This window comes from Roseburia hominis, assembly GCA_040702975.1.
GTDB lineage: Bacteria > Bacillota > Clostridia > Lachnospirales > Lachnospiraceae > Allocoprococcus > Allocoprococcus hominis_A.
Window position 1 is genome coordinate 784,740 of record CP159990.1, and the last position, 19,652, is coordinate 804,391.

The window sequence follows — 19,652 nt, forward strand, 5'->3', positions numbered from 1 at the left end:
CGCATGGAAAATTTTGCCATACATAGTATCAGTAGTCTGTGCTTTAATTTCCGGGATTGCAAGCTATACTGTTGCGAGAAGGCAGAACAAAGAAGATATTAAAAAACTTGAAAAGACTTATGTGTTAGATTTGGAAAAGGAAAAAGAAAAACATAAACTGGAAATTGATAAATTAGAGTTGGAACATAAACATCAATTAGAATTACAACAAAAACCATTTGAAAATCAATTAGGCGGTGATATGATAAATACGCTTATCTCTGGGGCGATGAAGATGCCAGAGGTTAAAAAACAAATTTCTCAAGGCATGAATGCCGCAGGTAATAAAAGACGGTAATTGTTCAGTTGTAGAACACGCATATATTTGTGTGCTTTTGCATAAAAATTTAATGGAAAGCCCTATTGATTTTTCCCTTTGCGATTGCTAGAATGCAGGTACAAAGAAAGTTTACCACTGACCGATATGTGGTATATAAGTGGTCGGGTTGTAAGTTTACCGCTGACCGATATGCGGTATATAAATGGTTGGGTCGAAAGTATAGTCCTTCGCCGCAAGGCGGAGGACTATTCCGTAATGAGGACAGGCAAATGAAGAAAACAGGATTTATAGATTTTTGCTGTTGGCATAAGAAGTACATGGTGCTAGCACCATGTAGATAGGGCACTTAAAGAGAATAATTTGTGATACCCGTGATACCTGCCTTATTTATTTCCTTTCACATACAAGTAATGGCGAAAGGCTTCTACAATATAATCGCAACTGCCTGCGCCGTACTTGGTGTCGGTTACAGTTTTCAGATAATCATTAGAGTAGACTTCAATAATCATCTGGCAATAATTATTATCATCTCCGACTAATTCAGCCGGAGCGTTTCCGTGGGCGCAAGAGATAATTTCTTTAACCATGTTTTGAATACTGTCCGAAGAGACGTCCTCCCCTTTGCGCGAAGCTAATTTAAGAAACTTGTCCTCGGTTCTCATTTCCTCTGGGATTTTTGAATACCAGTTGTCCATGGTTTCAGAGAAATGTTCCAAATTGTGCTTCATAGTTTCGGTGTATTTTTCGATGCTGCCGAACTCTTGAATGGCGAGTTTTGCCACATGGTCTTCATCGTCCTTGATTTTTTGAATGAACATGTCAAAATTTTCAATGCTTCCCCAGTGCTTGATAACTTCTTCTGTCTGATTGAACTTAAAATCTTCTAAAGCATTAATATAATCCGACAAATCAAATTCTTTAAAACTCATACATTGCTCTCCTTTCTCTAAGCGGCTAAGAAGCTGTATGAGTCTGTCTATGCGATTGCGCTTTAGAAGAAGCAGTTCTTTTTGTTTTTTGAATGCAGCAATTCTGTCAAAATTGGGTTTTTGCAGAATTTCTCTAATATCATTTAGTTTGAAACCCAATTCCTTAAAAAACAGAATTTGTTGAAGTTTCTGCAATGCTTCATCATTGTATAAGCGATAGCCGGACTGCGTTAATTCACTTGGTTTTAGCAGTCCGATTTCATCATAGTATTGCAGCGTGCGTATACTGATACCTGTTAATTCTGCAACTTGGCTTATGGTTCTCATTCTTACCAGCTCCTTTAGTTAGTAGGGAAGCAAGATAGAAATTGCCGGCTAATATCTATTCTGCCTCTGTGAGAATAGAATACAGTATCACGTTACGTTGGAGTCAATAGTTTTTTGGTTTATTCAGAATATATTTTTACTGCATATAATTTTACGTGAATTGAAAAAGTAAATTCGGTATGTAAGACTTAATTCTACATCTATGAAACAAGTTTGCTCCATTGGCTTTTGAACCTTTTGCAATTTCTACCATCGTATATACGATAGCCCCCGTTTTTCTGCAAATAGATTTGAAAATTTTCTTGCATTTTTGTTGCAGGTAATATATCCTGACTTTTGCAGGAAAAATAAGCTAAAAAAGGCCGCAAGTCCAGTATTTATGCTGGTTTGCGGCCTTGACATTTTGTCATTTTTTCATAGGGATTTTTCTATTTTTTTGTATCCGCCAAAATTTTTTTTATTTCTCCAAGTGTACGGATCCGTTTGCTGAAATCAATGTTCATCACTTTGCCTATATCTTTAAGTGTTTCATCATAATAGTCGAACAGATAATAATTCTGTTGGAGCAGACTACATTCCGCTTTTGAAAGCGCATCTAGTATAGTTCCAATGCTGTACTTTCTCTCTAGCTTCATTTCTAGTATCCTGGCAATGGTAAGTGCAACAAAGCAGGTAAGAAAGTGCGCTTCGATGTGTTCTTTTGTCCAAACATATACAGGCCTGGCTTCCAGTTCGCTTTTGGTGACTTTAAAGGACTCTTCAATTCTCCAAAGTCCTCGATATATGTCTATTATCTCATCATCTGATGTTTCCATCTCACTGGTCAGAAGCATGTAATAACCGTCAAATGCTTCTTCTTCCCTGAGCTTTTCTTCATCGATATCCAGAATGGAAGAAGCAGTAAGGATTTCCCCGGTTTCTTTATCAAAATCTATTTTTTTATATACTTTGCTGCTCCATAGGAAGTGGATCTTTTGTAGTTGCCGGGATTTGCAGCAAGCTCTCTTGCTTTTGCCAGTGCAGCTTCCCGTTCGGCTTTTGCTCGTTTTGCATATTTTGCGCTCCAGAATACGACTTGTTTTTCATCTACCTGTTTGTTGAGTTTTTTCCCGGTAACAGAGGTTACCCGGATAGTCCTCGGATACCTTCTGGATTTTCTTTTATATTCTTTGTCAAGCCATTCATAACCATTTTCATCCAAAACATAATCCTTTATACTTTTTTCAGCTCCCCGGATGGACATGCTGAACACGTAGCCATCATGAGTGGGAGTATTTATGGTGTACCAGATATTATCCCCGGTAGTCATTCCTTTATCTGCCACAGAGATTACCCGTCCAAGATCAAACTGTTTTTTGATGCGCCCGAAGTTTGGCCGGTAGGTAAGGCAGTCATTGGTATTCCCAGGAAAAAGTTCATAAGTGATGGGAATACCATTTTGATCCATGAAAAGGCCCATCTGGATAATCGGGTTGGGGCGATGTTCTTTGGAAACGCCTTTATGCAGGAAATCATCCTGCCTGTCCGACTCAAAGTAATAGTTGGTGACATCATAGTAAATAAGGCTGGTATCCCTGCCGTAATTCTTTTTGATTCTGTCATTGAGCCAGAACTGTAGATTTTCCTTTTGCTTGTCCAATAATGTCAGACAACGATAAACATCATCGAGAGAGTAGTCAGTCTTTTCAAAAAATCTGTGCCGGTTATCATAGGAAGATTTTTTGGAAGCTGGGAAAAGGAGTCTGGAATAGACAAGCATTTTCATGATCGTATTGGCGTCATACTGTTCTTTTGAGTGGCGCTGCCGATTGATGAGGAAAGTATGGATGCCAAGCTCATGATAGATTTTACTTAAAGCGGCATATCCAAAGTTTTTCCGGAAGTCATCACCGACGCATAATCGGTCGGAATCAAAGAAAGTAAAGTTGATTGGAGCTTGCCGAGCTTTTTTTTCAGCTTTTAATTGCTCGACCCTTTTTGTAAAGTGAGCGATAGGGTCATCGTATTGCTTTTCTAACTCGTCCAGCCAGCCAAGAGATTCTATTGTTTTTTGGCGTGCATATTTTTTCTCTTTATCATAATAAGAATCTACAATGGAAAGCCGGATACGACCTTTAGGATTGGGTGTTTTTTTAAGATGCATATATTTTAAACTCCTGTCAATATAATATTAATTATACCATAAAACGCGACATAACGCAATATAAATATGACGAAAACTAGAAATAAAAAAAGCTTGAAATCCTGTGTTTATAAGGGCACTGAAAAAGTCTGATTCTAAAAAAGAATTGGGCTTTTTTAATGTATCCATTATAATAGAATCATGAGGAAGGAGGTTCTGCCATGTTGAAAGACCATTCACAGTTGAAACTTTCATTATCACCCTATCAGGGGATTTATGATGCAATCATTCCAGCAAATCATCTTTTGCGTAGAATTAAAGAAAATATAGATTTTAGTTTTGTAAATCCAATGCTCCGTAAACAGTATTGTGAAAATTTCGGGCGGCCGGCGAAAGAACCGGAGATGATGTTTAAACTGCTTTTTCTGAAAAAGCTGTACGATCTGTCCGATGAAACCCTGATCAGCAGTGCTCAGACAGACATGGCATATAAATTTTTTCTGGATCTGGAACCAGAAGAAAAAATGATAGATCCCAGTCTTCTGACGAAATTCAGAAAGACCCGCATCACGGAAGATATTCTGGAGGAAATGCTGAAAGAAACAATCCAGCAGGCTCTGGACAAAGGTCTAATCAAATCGGGAACGATTATCGTGGATTCTACCCACACAACTGCATCCGTCCGAGCGAAATCCCCCACACAAATCCTGAGGGATATGAGTAAACAACTTCGGAAAGAGATTTATAAAAATGCTTTTGAATTATCAGAGAGATTTCCAGAGAAACCATCTTTGGAAGCAGGATTGGACGAAGAGATCGCCTATACGAAGGAACTGCTCCAGGTTCTGGAGGAAGGGATAGAAACCTGTGGAAATCAAAAGATACAGAAAATCTCTAAAGAGATGAAAGAACTGCTTGAGAACGAACAGATCAGAGAGATCCGTTCCAAAGATGATAAAGATGCACGGTTTGGGCACAAAACGGCGACCAGTACGTTTTATGGGTATAAGAATCATCTCGCAATGACAGAAGGCCGTCTGATTGCTGGGATAAGTGTAACAGATGGAGGAGCACCGGATGGTCAGGAATTGCCGAAACTGATAGAAAAAGCACAGAAAAATGGAATAAAAGTAACAGAAGTTATCGGAGATATGGCATATGTCAGTGATGATAATCTGGAAGTATGCGGAAAAGAGATTGCACTGATTGCCCGAACGAATACAGCTGTAGCGGCGGCTGCAAACGGAAACCTTGCGGAGGGGTTCTGTTTCAATAAAGATGCAGGGTTGCTGCAATGTCCTGCCGGAGAGCTTTCCATGCGAGTGGAAAAGAGAGCTGCCAAAAACGGGAACACCTATTTAAGATATATATTTAGCAAAGTTAAGTGCCGGAAATGCCCGCAAAGAGAAAACTGCCGTGTAGGAAAATCAAACTCAAAAGAACGGAGTTACAGTATCACGCAGGCAAGCGCGAAAAACATGGAAAGGCTTAAATTTGAAGAAAGTGAATACTTCCAAGAGAGAATGAAAATCCGGCATAGGATAGAAGAAAAGAATGGAGAATTAAAAGAAGCCCACGGTTTGCGCAGAGCAGATTCAAGAGGGTTATTTGCTATGCATGTTCAAATGTATTTTACCGCATTTACAGCAAATGTAAAAAGGATAGTAAGATTACAGGAATTGGCTATGGCTTAAACCATAGCATTATTCTGTAATCTTATCGAAAAAGAACTGAAAATCACAAAAAATCGTCATAAAAGAAAAACTCCCACTTAAAAAATGGAAGTTTTTCAGTGCCCTTTGTTTATAGGGGATTCAAGCTAAAATCGAACATATGTTGCTGCAAAACTGTGGAGAATATATTTTTACTGCATATAATTTTACGTGAATTGAAAAAGTAAATTCGGTATGTAAGACTTAATTCTACATCTATGAAACAAGTTTGCTCCATTGGCTTTTGAACCTTTTGCAATTTCTACCATCGTATATACGATAGCCCCCGTTTTTCTGCAAATAGATTTGAAAATTTTCTTGCATTTTTGTTGCAGGTAATATATCATATTTAATGAAATAGTTTAGATATTTATCGAAATTTACTACATAATACAAATTACGTATCAGACCCAACGCCGGGCAGGATGGCTTGCGAATGACAGAGGAAAGCGTGGACGTTTTCCTGTGCCAGCAGAAAGAGAGCGGAGCAGGCTATATCACGAAACGATATGCAGGCGCTGGAGCTGCTGATAAGCGCAAATAAAAGAAATGAGGACACGCAGATATGAGCAAGGCAACGGAAAATACGAAAGAACCAACCTCCGTGGGCCACAAGATAGGGACTGTGATCGGTACGATCCTGTGCATACTTTTGGTTCCGATTCTGGTAATCAATATTACACTGATTATCCGCAGCTTCACAAACCCGGACAAGGTACCCAATGTTGGAAATTTTTTCCCACTAATTGTTCTTACTGATTCCATGTACCCGGATATCCAAAGCGGCGATCTGATCTTCTGCCACACAGAGGAGCCGGAAAACATTCAAGTTGGCGACGTCATCGCCTTTTTTGATCCGGCCGGCAACGGAACCAGCATTGTGACCCACTCGGTAGCAGAGGTTACACAGGTCAATGGGCAGACGGCGTGGATCACCCGTGGTATTGCCAACAACGCCGACGACGCTATGCCTGTGCCGGTGGATAAACTGGTGGGCGTATACCGGATGCGTATTCCTAACCTTGGCAATGTGGTCATGTTTATGCAGACTACAGCGGGACTGATTGTATGCGTGGTATGTCCTATTCTTCTTCTGGTCGGATGGGATATTTTACGCAGGCGAAAATATGAGAAAAGAAAAAAAGCGGATACGGATGCGCTTTTGCGGGAGTTGGAGGAACTTCGCGCGCAGAAAGCGAAACAGGCGGAAGACCAAACACCCGTTTCTTGATTTGGTTCAGCTTCACAGAGGCCACGCTGTGAATTTGAATAGATAAAAGATGCCTGGCCCGGCAGGAAACTGCTTTGCTCCCGGCAGCCACGGCAAGAGCAAAGCCCATGGAGGTTTTCTGTGGGACCAATGAAAAACTCTGAAAGGAGGATAAAGAATGAAAAAAAATAAGATGCTCCGTATGGCGTCCGCTCTGATGGTTTTAACGCTTTTGACTACCAGTATTATCGGCGGCACCTTTGCGAAGTACACCACTACCGGCAATGAAAGTGATAACGCTCGGGTTGCTAAGTGGGGCGTGACCATTAACGTGGAGTCTGATTTGTTTGCAACGGCTTATAAGGATGAAAAAGTTGATGACAACGCCGCCACCGCAACTGTTAAGTCATCTGATACGACGCAATTGGTTGCTCCCGGTACAAAGGGTACAGGACTTGACATTACCCATGGTAGTGGCACACCTGAGGTTTCTTACAATATGACGATCAAGTTGAATCCTGCTACAGCAAAAATGCCTACGCTGAAGTACGCACCGAACGGTGGGAGCGAGGCTGATTATGAGCCTGTGAAGTTTAGTGTTTACAACGGTGAGAACGTGCTTGTGGAAGATAAGACCCTTGAGCAACTGAAAGCATTGTTCGATGGCTTTAAAATTATTTATACATACGATGTTGGTGCCCAAAAATACTATGTTGATAAAGACATAGATGGTACTATCAGTGATAGTGAAAAAACTACTGCCTCGGATGATTTACCGGACATCAAAATCAAATGGGAGTGGGCATACGAAGATAACGCGAATCAGACTCTTAACGATAAGCTGGATACCGTTCTTGGCAATGCTGCTGCTACTACTCCTATTCCTACTGAGGCGGAGTATGATGGCGGTAAGGCTACCCAAATTAACACTGAAGTTAAACTGGATTGGACTGTAACCGCAACGCAGATTGACTAATTTTTGAATGGTAAACTTATTGTAACGTACTGAAAATCCCTCTCCCCCCTTCGTGGCAGGAGGGAGAGGTGTTTTCACCTTTTCAAAGAAGCGAAAACCGGATTCGCTTTTTTGAAAGGGTGAAAAAGGCTTGGATACCCGGACTATATTGTGAGGAGGGCTCTTGTGAAGAAAGTACAGATCAATCAGATGGCTTCGCGGCAAGCGGGAGCCGATTCCCCAAAAAAATATCCGATGTTTGGAATCCTTGTTCTTTGCCTGCTGCTTGCCTTTGGAATCGTTATCAGTTTGGTGTTCCTTGGGAGCAGTATAGGTCAGTTTTCCAGAAAGGACACCAATGTGATTTCTCTTGTTCCGCCGGAAGCTGCTTATTCGGAGTCCGAAGGAAAAGCGACGGCCGATATTTCTGAATTTAAGGAGAAACCGGCGCAGGAAGAAAGCTCTGTTGCAGGCAGCACGACTTCGCCCCGGCACACGGCCGGAACCACCAGCTATATCGCCGGGCAGTCGGACGAATACCAGGGAGAGTTGCAGGTGTATGACGATGTGCAGATATGGAACAGTGAAACCCATGTGGATTTGTTCAGAAACAGCTATGATGGCACGGTGAAATCCGATGATGAGGAAAAGGTTATTGCCCCCGGTACCTCCAATTTCTATGATTTTACCTTAAAAAACAACGGCAATATTCCACTGGACTATGCCATTTCTCTGAGAGTGGACACCTATTTGGGAGAGGAGGAAACCTATTCCGCAATCCCGCTGGAATGGCGCCTGCTGGCCGGTGACGGGACAGCCGTCAGTGATTGGCGGGAATATAATGAGCGTACAGAAGTACTCAGACAGGCTACGCTGGATATCCGCCATCAGGACAATTATACCGTCGAATGGCGTTGGGCCTTTGAGCGGGGCGAGGGCATGGACGAGTCGGATACCGATATGGGAAATCTGGCCGTGAATCAGCCCTTGGGCGTAAACGCCACAATTTATGTTTACGCGGAACAAAGTGCAAGCTGGGATGGAAAAACGCCGAGCTCTTGGAAGGTACCGAAAACCGGGGATCCGTCCAATATTCTTTTTTATATTGTATTAACGGCGGTATCCGCCTGCGGGCTGCTGATGGTTTTATGGGTACGCGGAAAAAAAGATAAGGAAATAAAGGATGGCAAGAAGTGACTGTAAGACCTCTAAAAAGAATAAATCCGGCACAGGAAGTCACTGGCGGCGGGCCTTGGTGGTTATCGCCGGACTGATATTAGGACTGAACCTGTACAGCTGGAACGCCTCCGCACTTGCGGGAAACGCAATGCCCATGCCCTTTGGAATCGGTGCGGCGGTAGTGCTGTCGGGCAGTATGGAACCGACGCTGGATGTCAACGATGTTATCATAGTACGGGAAACGGGCAGTTATGAGGTGAACGATATTGTGGTGTACCAAAGCGGCAATACTCTGATCGTCCACCGCATTATCGCAAAGGACGGTGAAACCATCGTCACCCAAGGCGATGCCAATAATGTGGCGGACACACCTATTGAAATACACGCCGTCAAAGGCAAAGTTATTGCCCACATACCGGCGGCTGGGCTGGTGGTGAACGCACTAAGAACTCCGGCTGGTATTTTGATTGTGCTGATTGCTGCCTTTACTCTGATGGAGTTTTCTTTCCGTAAGGAAAAGGATAAGGACGAAAAAGAACTGGAAGCCATTAAAGCAGAGATCCGGAGGTTCAAGGAAGAACAGGAAGAAAAGGAATGAGAAATGAGCATGGGAAAATACCTGCATAAAAACAAAAATACCGCCTTTGTAGATTATCCATGCGGCGATTTTCTGAAAGAAGTTCGTAAGAGCTTGAAATTGTCGCAAGCCGTTATCGCGCAGGATATAGGTATATCCCAAATAGCTTATTCCGGCTGGGAGCGTGGAGCCAGGGTTCCACGGCGCAAAGAATACCAGCGCATTGTCGCCGGCCTGGATCATGTGGAAGAACAAAAAACGCTATCTCTATCTGAATTATGAAGAAACCCGTGTGGTGCTGCAAAGCCTGATCCGGCTTAAGAACACTCTAATACAAGAGGGACGCTGCACGGATTGCATTGACGAGCTGATCGTGAAAATCACGGCGGCACCCGTGAAGAAAATGTAATAGTGAATACTGTAAAAATAGTAAAACAGTAAGAGTGTTTATCGATATGCGCTGCATAATGCAAATTATGTATCAATTCAGCGTAGGGCAGGAGGGATGGCTTTGCGAATGACAAAGAAAAGCGTGGACAGTTTTCTGCGCCGGCAGAAAGAAAGCGGTGCATCGGCAGACTGCGTACGCAAGCACAAATGCTTTATAACGGCCCTCTACAATTGGCTTCCCGAAGGAAAAGAATTGACGGCGGACGCTCTTCTTTCGTGGAGAGAAAGCATGGCCGTCAGAGGTTACTCCAAAGCCACTGTCAGCAGCTATGTCAAAGAATAACAGAAGCAATCACCAAAACCAACCCAGCCGAAGAAGCCCCGGAAATGGTAACAGACATCAGTGGACTTCTTTCAGAACGCTTATGTCAACCAAAACGGTGAGATCACGGTACAAAGTGCCGACGGAGATAAGGTAATCGCTCCGGGAACCAGCAATGATTACACCTTCACTTTAAAAAATACGGGAAACATTTCCCTTGATTATATACTGAATTTAGACAGCCTATTTCAGGTGGATGAGAAAAACATCCCCATTCTGGTGCGCTTACGAAAGGGCAAAAAAAGCCCGAAAATAAGCGTAATCAGACTCCGGGAGGACTCCGGATCGGTGAAGATAATCATTTAATCATAGGATAAAGCGAAGCGGATTCCAGATATCCGCTGTAGGGAGATAGAAAAGCAAGGTTAAGAACAGAGAGGAGCGGCAGCGAATGGAGGAAACAAGGGCATATCGACCGAATTGGGTATTTAGGGCGGCCATGGTTTTGTTGTGCATGGTGCTGGTCTTGACATATATAACGGCAGGACTTTTGGCCAAGTATGCAGCCATGGGAACCGGCCAAGATCAAGCCCGGGTAGCTTCTTATGATGTAACTGCGAATATGCCGGCGTTTGAAACGGAAATTCCCGTGGTGTTGAAACCGGGAGAATCCAAGGAATACACTTTTACTATTACCAATTCCAGCGAGGTAGCGGTACAGATGCAGGCGGCTTTGCAGACAGAAGGCAATCTGCCGCTGAAAATAGAACATCAAAAGGGAACTGCCGAATCAGGCAATTGGCAAACCCTTACAGGTAATATTCAAACCGAATCGGGAACCACCTGTACATGGTCCGATCCGCTGGCCGCCGGAGATGTGGAAGAGCAGACATATCGGATCCGAATCTCATGGGCAGAAAATTGCAGCGAGTACCAGTATGCCAACGGAGTAGAGGCAGTCAAATTGACCATCACGGCCAGTCAGATCGATTAAGGAGGAGACGAGTGTGAAGCTTCATCACAAAATCAGTAAAAAGCATTTCATTCAGGTGCTGGCTGTCACTTTAGTCTTATTTGCTGCAGTCGTGCTGGCGAAATACATTCAAACATTTCAAACGGATCATGGCGTAATCACTTCGGAGAAATTCTATTTCACCGTGGATCTGATCAGCGACAGTAAAATGGCAGCAGGATCCGATGGCCTCTTCTCCCTGAAAAATACAGAGAGCGGCACATGGCATCTTTATGGCGGCGGCCAGCATACCGTGGATTTCAGCGTGCGCAATTATTATGATGATCTGCGGATTACGCGGGAAAGTATCACCTATTCTGCTAAAGTAGAGGCAGCAGACATTCCCAATGTGAATCTAACCGCCGAGGGCGAGGGCGGAAACGTGACGGGTTTGATGACCTTGGGAGAAAAGTCCGAGGCGGAGGACAAATATACCAAAACGGATAAGCTGTTTCACCTGACCATACCGGAGAATTATACGGAAGAAACGACGGTTAAGGTTACCATTCAGAGCACAAGCCCCTATAAAAAGACCATAGAATTGTCCTTCGTGGTTCATCCGGCCGGAGAGGAGCTGACCTATGAGGTTGTTGATTCCATGAACAGCCCTTATGCGGAGCTGATCATCCGTAACGGAACCAGTCAGCCAGTTCGACCGGTGATTAACTGGAGCAGCACCACGCTCTCCATTGACAATACCAATGAATTGACATTTGTATATGGTGCGGATAACACATTTACAATTCAACCTGACATGGAGTCTAGGGAAATGCAGGTCAGCAGAGAAATCAAATCCGGTGAGAGCGTATCGATTTATTTTTTTAAGAGTGACAGCAAGAATTATAGCCAGGTCAAGACTTTAGTGGCTTCTGATAATAAGATTGTAATTCGGGATTCCGGTTCGGGGGAAGGAAACGCAGAATGAAGAGCATAAAAAGAATGACGATTAATAGACTCTTTGCCGCTTTGTTATGTGCCGCAGTATTACTGGGGCAGTTTGGCACGCCCTACTACGCACAGGCAGCAGAGGGCGGCAGCAAAATCCCGGAGGCGGCCGAGACGACTGAAATCGTGGAGCCTACAGAAGAGAAGAGTAAAGAAGAGGCGGATCTCACCGCGGATGTGGAATCCGAAGCGGACTGGAATGGCACGGTGGGCGCTTTGGCGTTCACGGGAGATTGGCGGCACGACCTTTTGCTCCTGGCCGACACGCAAACAGGCTATGATGAGAGCACCCGGAACTACATTGAGGAAGACGGCGTCCGCCATGGCTATACCCGCTACGGCCAGTGGTACGGGGACCCTTACGGAGCATGGAACACGACCATGATCGGCTTCTGCCTGCATTATGCGGGTGTAAAAGGTGTGCCCTTTTTGCCGGACTGCCGGCAGTGGGTGGACCGGTTACAGGAATGGGATAAGGAGAATCAAACCGCCTTGTATCACGAGCACGGCTCATATCAGCCGGAGGCGGGCGATATTGTGTTCTTCTATACCGTGAGCGAGAAAACGGGCCAGCTGGAGGCGTCCCGGGCAGGGATCCTCCTGGAAGTGACCGAGGACGGTTTCCGGACCCTGGAGGGGGACGACGGCCCGGTCAGATCTTGCGAATACAGAAAGGATGCCGAAGACGCGAATTGTGTCTTGGGCTATCTTGCTATACCGGAAAACCCGGATTATAACGTGCCCGAGGAGAGCGTATCTCAGGAGGGCGAGCCTCAGGACGGGGAAACAGTTCCCGATGATTTGGATACGAAGCCGTATCCTTGGGAAAATCTGGACGATGCAGGCTTTGCCGCCTGGGTCACAGGTGGGGAGAATGACGAAGCCCTGAAGACCATGCAGGAGGAGGACGGGGCAGAATTTGATGCATTCCAGCTTCGCCTGGAGGAAATGCAGTCCTTGGCGCTGCTGCAGCAGGTGACAGAATACCTGCAGGCTCTGCTGGGCGGGGAGCCTACGGCACCCCTTGCCGATGATGCGGGGAAGGAAACTGTCTATGTGGGCGTAACGTACGGTAAGACATTGGAATCCGCCGACGTGGGAGACAGGCCGGAGTATCCCTATCCCACCATGGAGGATGCCATGCAAGCTGTGAAGAACGGCGGCACAATTTTAGTTGTGGACAAAATTGATGTCAGCGCTTTGCCTGGACAGCAGAACGGCAAGGCTGTCACGATTAAAGGCTGGAGCGGCACTATCGCAGCGGACGCATCGCAGGACGGGAAGGAGCATGTGCTCACTGACCCCATCATTACTATGAAAGGAGACTGGGTACTGAAGGGCGATACTACAATTTGCGACGTCACTCTGAAACAGGGAGGCAGCGGAACCAAAATGCTTTATCCGGAGGGGTATAAGCTGCAGATTGGAACGCCGGCGGAGGAAACCGGTGAGGCAACGACCTTCATTAAAGATGCGAACGGTAATGAAAGTAACTGGTTCACGATCTATACCGACCCATACGGTTCCAAAGGTGTAGCTGCGGCAACTGTAGAAAATAAGGCAAACAGCAGCATTACAAAGGTAGATATTGCCATTTACGGTGCGCATAAGGGTGTCTTCCTTAGCAGTTTCCATATACCCGCAGAGTTTAATAAGGTGCTGCTTCCCAATCTGGAGACGGTCAACATATATGTTGCCGGTAGTAATACGAAAAAGAATACAATATATGCAGGGAGCTGGTATGAATCTCTGATTCCTGCATTTGGAAATAAATTACAGACCGTTAATGTGACGCTAAAATATATAGACTTTAAAGGATATCATCCTCATCTGAACCGTGGGTGGCAAGACATCAGGCAGCAATCCGGCGCGAATTTTATGTATACCCTGGACAATGTTAAGACTAACGGGACTGACCCTAATAACGGAGATGGTAACTGGATGTGTATCGGTCCGTTTAACACAACAGGGAATATAGAATTCAATTTAAAGAATTCCGAAATAAGTGAGTTATATATTGATGGAGGAATAACCAGCAAGGTCAACAATCTCACACTGAATTTGGAGAACTCCACCATTAGAAAGCTGTTTTCCGATTATCATGAACAGTATGGAGACATCAACGTATCGGTAAACGGTGCGTTTGAACTGAACTTAACGGACTCCAAAATAACCGACAGTTTTCTGCTCACCAATGCGAGCAGTGAGGCATTGGCTACGGAAACGATCAATGTAAAAGGCGCTTCCTCCTCATTGCCGGGTACATTTGAGATTCGGAATAAGACCGCCAGAACTCAGCCGGTTCAGATCAACTATTCTGATGGTATAACCACCACCATTCCGTCGCTCCAAGAGGAAAGTTATGACGTTACTGTCGGCGCCGGATGTACGGTCACGTTCGATAAAGCGCAGAATCATGTCCATGACGTGACCAATAATGGAACGATTATAGCCACAGTGAACCAAAACTGGAGCGGAAATTACACCGGAGCTGGCGGTGCTAAAATAATACTTGACGCGGTCAACAAGGTGCATATCAGCGGCAGTGTCAGCGGCACCACGAATGTGTCCCTGCAAGATACGGCTGTGAGCGCAGACAAGATCATTGCGGCCATTTCATCAGGCAGCGGTGACGTCAGCGCAATGACGTTGCCGTCTGTCGATGGCGTTATTGTTTCGACAGCTGCGGGCAGTTGGCGGTATGAAAAGAATGTGCCGAATTATGCGCAGCCCGGTTGTGTTTATCTGAGCTACCTCGGAAGTGACGCTTATGATGGTTCAAGTTATCAAAAGGCCGTATTCAGCGTGAAAAGAGCGTATGAGCTTGCAATACAAGGAAATAAACGAATCGTTCTTTGCGACAAATACTTCTATGATAATATCGATGCGAATGGGCAGTGGGCGTTTGGTAAAGATAACAACGTCTTATCGCATCCTTCCACACCGATACTCTTTACAAATACGGACGGAAACCATACGTTTAACGATGCAAAGCTGATTGTCCCTACGGCAAATAATTTTGATGCTGTAATAGTTCGTGAGAAAAGCTCGAGAGACTCCACGGGAATCCGGATGGAGGGCAGCTTTGAGTTTCAAAACATCACCTTTTCATGTGCCGAAGGAGATACCTACGGAAACAAACACAGATATCTCAACATTTACGCAAATGGATACAAGACGGTAATCGGCGACGGCTGCAAAACCGATGGATTAAGGCGCACACAGCTTTTCGGCGGATCGTACAATGGCGAAGTTCAATCAACCGATCTGACTGTGAAGTCCGGCAAGTTCTACCGCATTTACGGCGGAAACTGCACCGGAGACGTTAAGAACGGAATCAAGCTTTCGGTCATTTCGTCAGACGCTCAGTCTGTAACGGGGGTAAATCTCATTGACGGCGGGAGCACCAACGGAGAGATCAGTGTTGAGGTTTCGGGAAACGTGCAGTTTGACGATGACAAGATCGATCCGCCTAAAAATGATAATATTTATAAAATACCTATAAAAATCAAGGGCGGCAGCACGGGCCAGGATAAAGCCGCAGCGCTGAAAATCCGTGATATTACTGAAAAGATCGATTACATTTACGGGCCTAACAGCAGCTATTCGAAAATTGAAATTGATGGTGTTACAGTGACCACCATATATTTACATTCCTGCGTTAACCCTCATTACGGAAGCGGCGTTGCAAAAATCGGATATACCGGTCCGGTAACAGCAGATTATATTTACGGGGCCGATTCTTTCCAGTGTGCATCAAGCGGCAGATATGATATCTATTTTAAGGAAGCAAAGGTAAAATCTGTAACCGGCTATTCGAAAATAGACAACGTTTTCGTAGAAGGAAACAGCGAGGTCGAGTCTGAGATTGCCGGGGTAAAAGCTGTGACCGTGCAGAGCGGCGGTACTCTGATCTATCACGGACCGGAGATAAAAGCAGAGGGTGTTTGTGTAAATGGCGGAACACTGAACCTGACGAATCTGTCTGCTCGTCTGCCCAGCCTGAGAGCGACGGACAGCGCAAAGCTGATACTCTTTGAAGGAGGAAGCTTGACGATTGCAGGTGCGGTTAGCGGAACCACCACGGTGGAATCTGAACGCTTTACCATCACCGCTCCAACCGCATTCGTTGAGAGTGATCCCAAGAAAGGGGCGTTTACGGCGGAGGGCATCGAGTATAGCACCTCCGGCGTAAATTCGATCTGGAAAAAAGAGAAGGTATATACCGGTATTCTGGACGTCGTATATGTATCTCCCGATGGAGATGACTCCAACGACGGCGCGAAGAATACTCCTGTTAAAACGCTGGGCAAAGCGTTTGAAAACGTAAATGACAACGGCTATATCGTTGTATGCGGAAAGGTCGAGTTCACGACATGGCCGAGCATACCTAAGAAGGTATTTATCACCTCGGATGACCGACTTATTCCCGAAGTATCGGACGGTCAGGATTACAGAGCCTCCGGGGCGAAGCTGTCTTTTGCGCCGGGAACGTCGGGTTCAAGCTACATCACCATGCTTGCGGATCTTACGCTGAGAAATCTGAACGTAGAGTATGACTTTGGTACAGATTATGGCGGCATTGACGCCAACGGGTATTGCCTGACCATCGGTGAAAAGACGGCAGATACCTATCAGGACGACCGGTCTCCCGATGTTACCTTCACTAAAAAGAGTCCTACCAGCATCAATAAGTTCTTCATTATCGGCGGCGGCAGAAACGGAGATTTGAGTTCCGTCAACTTAAATCTCTATAATACAACCGTATATGGGGTATCGGCAATTTGGGGCGGAACGAACGCCGACGGCGCTGTTACGGTTAAGGGCAATGTGGATCTTGATCTGCAGGACTGCTCATATACCCATTTGCTGATTTGCGGCGTGCCTGATCAACCAGATCCAAAAGTGGACTATAGATCAGGCTACGGTACAATAGAGGGAAACAGCACGATCACGGTCGAATTTACCGATTCCAAAGCGGTTAATAGAGTGATTGGAAATGATCTAAATAAGGGACTTTCACATCCCAGAGGATATGCAAACCTGAAGCAGAATGGGAATACGACGCTTAGAATGGAGAATCATTCCAAGCGTAATAACGCATTCATTTGGGACGATTGGAGTATCAATGCCGGTAATTATAATTTTGACTTGCCCCATGCGAAGGGTACGAATACCCGCTATTATGACGGAGGAGACTACGGCGTAACATCCAAGAATTTTGTTATCGCGGGAAAATCCATGGATTTAGATTACGCAGCGGGCGACAACCCGGAGATCGTTGTGGAAATGCGCGGGAAAATTACAATTCTGTGGTCAGATTTTCTGCGTAGTTATAGTCCGGTCTGAGCTCCCCATACTTCCGTGAAGCTGATTTTAGGCGATGAAGTGAACGGAAGCGGCGGCATAAATATCCAATCAGACAACAATCCCAAATACCAGTTGTTTGGATGGCAAGCTGAAACCAGTGGCGCAAATATTGGTACTGGAAAATATAACGGGGACAATGCCTTCAAGGATTTTACCGTAGAGGTATATCCCGGCACCAAAGCTCGTTTCCGTTTTAATCCGACGGGTTATGAAATCGAAACGAAAAATGCACTGTACAACAATAAGCCTGTTGTTATACTCCACAGCAAGAAAGGGGAAAAGTCCGTTTACACTGCGGAGGATATAGTGTCGGAAAATCCGTATGCATCGGGCGTATATTTGATGCTGGATGGTGTCACTCTGAAAAAGAAGAGTATTTCTGGAACCAATTTCGATCTGCACCTTAAAAAAGAAAGTGAATTTATTTCTTTGGATGACGAAAACATCGCTTTTGTACTGAACGGGCAGCTCACCGTGGAGGGCGCGGGCTCCAAGCTGACGGTTCCCACCGTGGCGACGGTTAAGAGTGCAAAGTTTACGGAAGCGCAGTTTACGATCGAGCAGTCGCTTACTGTCGAGGGGAAGCTGACGTCCACAAACAGCACATTGACCATGGGACCCTACAGTGTACTGAACGCCGGGGAAGCGGACGGAAGTGCGGTTGTAAATTACAGCGGTACAGGTGGCGATGGCAAACGGTTCCGCATTGTGGAAAAGAAAGGCAACGCTTTGCAGGATCATTTCAAGGCCGGCAAAGACAGTAACGGTAGTGATTTTACGTTAACCTATACACCTACGGGCACCGATACAACCTGGCGCTACGGCGCAGAAAACGATGGAACAGTCATCTTTGTCAATATGCTCGGCAATGATTCCAACAGCGGTCTTGAACCCTACGATGCCGTTATGACCTTGCGAAAGGCGTTTGATCTGGCAGCTGAAAAAATCAAAGCGCTGAGAGCTGAAGATTCTAATGAAAAGGTGGCTGTTCGGATTGTATTCTCCGGGGCGTATGACCTTACGAATGATCCGATCAATCAGGTAAGTGGTACTGCACAACAAACGCTGACGGGTATCGGAGCCGAGAACTATGAGATCACCCTGTCGCAGTGGGTCAGCGCCAAAGGTAAGGTTACTGTTAAAGATGGGTATGAGATGCCCTGGGACCTTACGGTAAAGAACATTAAGTTCACACATCCGATCGACCAGAATACTCTGTTCGCAAATGGCCATACGATTGTTTTTGACGAGGGTGTTCAAAATCTTCTTGAAGACGGAACAGTGCAGGCGAAGCCGGTCCTGTATGGCGGAAGCGAGGATGGCACAGTTGAAAACACCAATTTGACGGTTAATTCCGGAAGCTGGCTCCAAATATACGGCGGTGGTAAAAACGGCGACGTGAAGGGGAACACTACCGTCATTCTGGGCGATCCGGAGAAGAAAACCGCCCCCATCTTTAACGGGCGGGATGAAGATTTCAGCACCGCATCCACCCCGGCAGTCTTTGGCGGCGGTGAAAAAGGCGATGTGAAAGGCAATACCAATGTGACGGTTCGCTTCGGCGAATACGGTCACATCTACGGCGGCGGCCAGTCCGGCAACGTGACCGGCGATACTGCTGTCATCATGAAGCATAAGGACGCTTCGGCTCTCCGCGTCTATGGCGGCGGTTACACCGGGACGGTCGGCGGTACGGCAGCAGTGAACCTTAAGAGCGGCACCGCCAAACGTGTTTACGGCGGCGGCGAGGCGAATGATGCTACCGTGGGCAAGACAAATGTCACCATTGGTGACGGCTTGGACAGCTCCGCACAGGTGCTTAACTATCTCCGTGGCTCCGGCGCCCGAGGCGGCGTGACAGATACAGCGACCCTGACCATTCAGGACGGTGCCGTGATTCCGGCAGGATGCGACGCGGCTGCCGGCGGTTATACCGGCGGCGTTGGCACTAGCATACTGAACGTCATCGGCGGTGAGGTGAACACCGATCTGTTCGCCGGCGGCGCCGGGGAGATCGTCCTATCCGGAGCCAATCAGGGGCAGCCGGATCCCGACAAGGGCGTGGTATCCGCGTCTAAGGCTATCATCACCGGCGGCACCATTAAGGGTAATATCTACGGCGGCGGCAACCTTGGCTCCGTGGGAACGAACAGCGTCTCTGGCTCTACGGCCGTGAATTTGGAGGGTGGCAGCATCACCGGTAACGTTTACGGCGGCGGCAAGCAGGCGTCCACTTATGGCAATATCGACCTGACTGTGGATATGGCCAATGATTCAGATTCT

Annotated in this window: 17 protein-coding genes; 12 read left to right on the top strand and 5 right to left on the bottom strand. The window is 45.9% G+C overall.

Annotated elements, in window-relative coordinates:
• The first annotated feature begins 13 nt into the window (after positions 1-13).
• Positions 14-337, top strand: coding sequence for a hypothetical protein (locus ABXS75_03630; GenBank protein ID XCP85905.1), 324 nt, complete (start codon positions 14-16; stop codon positions 335-337).
• Between the two features lie 365 nt (positions 338-702).
• Here the strand turns inward: ABXS75_03630 and ABXS75_03635 are convergent, their stop codons facing one another.
• The 3 genes from ABXS75_03635 to ABXS75_03645 all read right to left on the bottom strand — a co-directional run bounded on the left by ABXS75_03635 (position 703) and on the right by ABXS75_03645 (position 3,718).
• Positions 703-1,575: a MerR family transcriptional regulator gene (locus ABXS75_03635; protein ID XCP85906.1), complete on the bottom strand. Its 873-nt coding sequence runs from the start codon at positions 1,573-1,575 to the stop codon at positions 703-705.
• 428 nt (positions 1,576-2,003) lie between these two features.
• Positions 2,004-2,546, bottom strand: a complete 543-nt coding sequence (locus tag ABXS75_03640; GenBank protein XCP87081.1) for a transposase — start codon at positions 2,544-2,546, stop codon at positions 2,004-2,006.
• Positions 2,507-3,718 carry a hypothetical protein gene (locus ABXS75_03645; protein XCP85907.1) on the bottom strand — a complete coding sequence of 404 codons (1,212 nt, stop codon included), beginning with the start codon at positions 3,716-3,718 and terminating at the stop codon, positions 2,507-2,509. The genes ABXS75_03640 and ABXS75_03645 overlap by 40 nt, the downstream gene beginning before the upstream one ends.
• A 200-nt stretch (positions 3,719-3,918) precedes the next feature.
• On the opposite strand from ABXS75_03645, the gene ABXS75_03650 reads away from it, so the two are divergent.
• From ABXS75_03650 to ABXS75_03700, 11 genes are all read left to right on the top strand, one after another.
• Complete coding sequence (locus tag ABXS75_03650) at positions 3,919-5,391, top strand: IS1182 family transposase (protein ID XCP85908.1); 1,473 nt, start codon at positions 3,919-3,921, stop codon at positions 5,389-5,391.
• A 583-nt stretch (positions 5,392-5,974) separates the two neighbouring features.
• Positions 5,975-6,640, top strand: coding sequence for a signal peptidase I (locus ABXS75_03655; protein ID XCP85909.1), 666 nt, complete (start codon positions 5,975-5,977; stop codon positions 6,638-6,640).
• 157 nt (positions 6,641-6,797) lie between these two features.
• A complete protein-coding gene (locus ABXS75_03660) occupies positions 6,798-7,595 on the top strand; it encodes a hypothetical protein (protein ID XCP85910.1) in 798 nt (265 codons plus the stop codon).
• 165 nt (positions 7,596-7,760) lie between these two features.
• Positions 7,761-8,771, top strand: a complete 1,011-nt coding sequence (locus tag ABXS75_03665; GenBank protein ID XCP85911.1) for a hypothetical protein — start codon at positions 7,761-7,763, stop codon at positions 8,769-8,771.
• The gene (locus ABXS75_03670; protein XCP85912.1) at positions 8,758-9,351 is read left to right on the top strand and encodes a signal peptidase I; all 594 of its coding nucleotides are present in this window, start codon (positions 8,758-8,760) and stop codon (positions 9,349-9,351) included. Before ABXS75_03665 ends, ABXS75_03670 begins: the two co-directional genes overlap by 14 nt.
• A 9-nt stretch (positions 9,352-9,360) precedes the next feature.
• The gene (locus ABXS75_03675; protein XCP85913.1) at positions 9,361-9,612 is read left to right on the top strand and encodes a helix-turn-helix transcriptional regulator; all 252 of its coding nucleotides are present in this window, start codon (positions 9,361-9,363) and stop codon (positions 9,610-9,612) included.
• Positions 9,572-9,739 (top strand): hypothetical protein, encoded by a 168-nt coding sequence (locus tag ABXS75_03680; protein XCP85914.1) that lies wholly within the window; start codon positions 9,572-9,574, stop codon positions 9,737-9,739. Before ABXS75_03675 ends, ABXS75_03680 begins: the two co-directional genes overlap by 41 nt.
• Positions 9,740-9,847: 108 nt before the next feature.
• Positions 9,848-10,063, top strand: coding sequence for a hypothetical protein (locus ABXS75_03685; protein ID XCP85915.1), 216 nt, complete (start codon positions 9,848-9,850; stop codon positions 10,061-10,063).
• A 430-nt stretch (positions 10,064-10,493) separates the two neighbouring features.
• Positions 10,494-11,036, top strand: coding sequence for a hypothetical protein (locus ABXS75_03690; GenBank protein XCP85916.1), 543 nt, complete (start codon positions 10,494-10,496; stop codon positions 11,034-11,036).
• A 13-nt stretch (positions 11,037-11,049) separates the two neighbouring features.
• Positions 11,050-11,979: a hypothetical protein gene (locus tag ABXS75_03695; GenBank protein XCP85917.1), complete on the top strand. Its 930-nt coding sequence runs from the start codon at positions 11,050-11,052 to the stop codon at positions 11,977-11,979.
• A complete protein-coding gene (locus tag ABXS75_03700; GenBank protein XCP85918.1) occupies positions 11,976-17,348 on the top strand; it encodes a hypothetical protein in 5,373 nt (1,790 codons plus the stop codon). Before ABXS75_03695 ends, ABXS75_03700 begins: the two co-directional genes overlap by 4 nt.
• A 69-nt stretch (positions 17,349-17,417) precedes the next feature.
• Here ABXS75_03700 and ABXS75_03705 read toward each other — a convergent pair whose 3' ends face one another.
• On the bottom strand, positions 17,418-18,110 hold the full coding sequence (locus ABXS75_03705) for a hypothetical protein (GenBank protein ID XCP85919.1): 693 nt from the start codon (positions 18,108-18,110) through the stop codon (positions 17,418-17,420).
• A gap of 39 nt (positions 18,111-18,149) precedes the next feature.
• Positions 18,150-19,004, bottom strand: a complete 855-nt coding sequence (locus tag ABXS75_03710) for a hypothetical protein (protein ID XCP85920.1) — start codon at positions 19,002-19,004, stop codon at positions 18,150-18,152.
• Positions 19,005-19,652 lie beyond the last annotated feature (648 nt).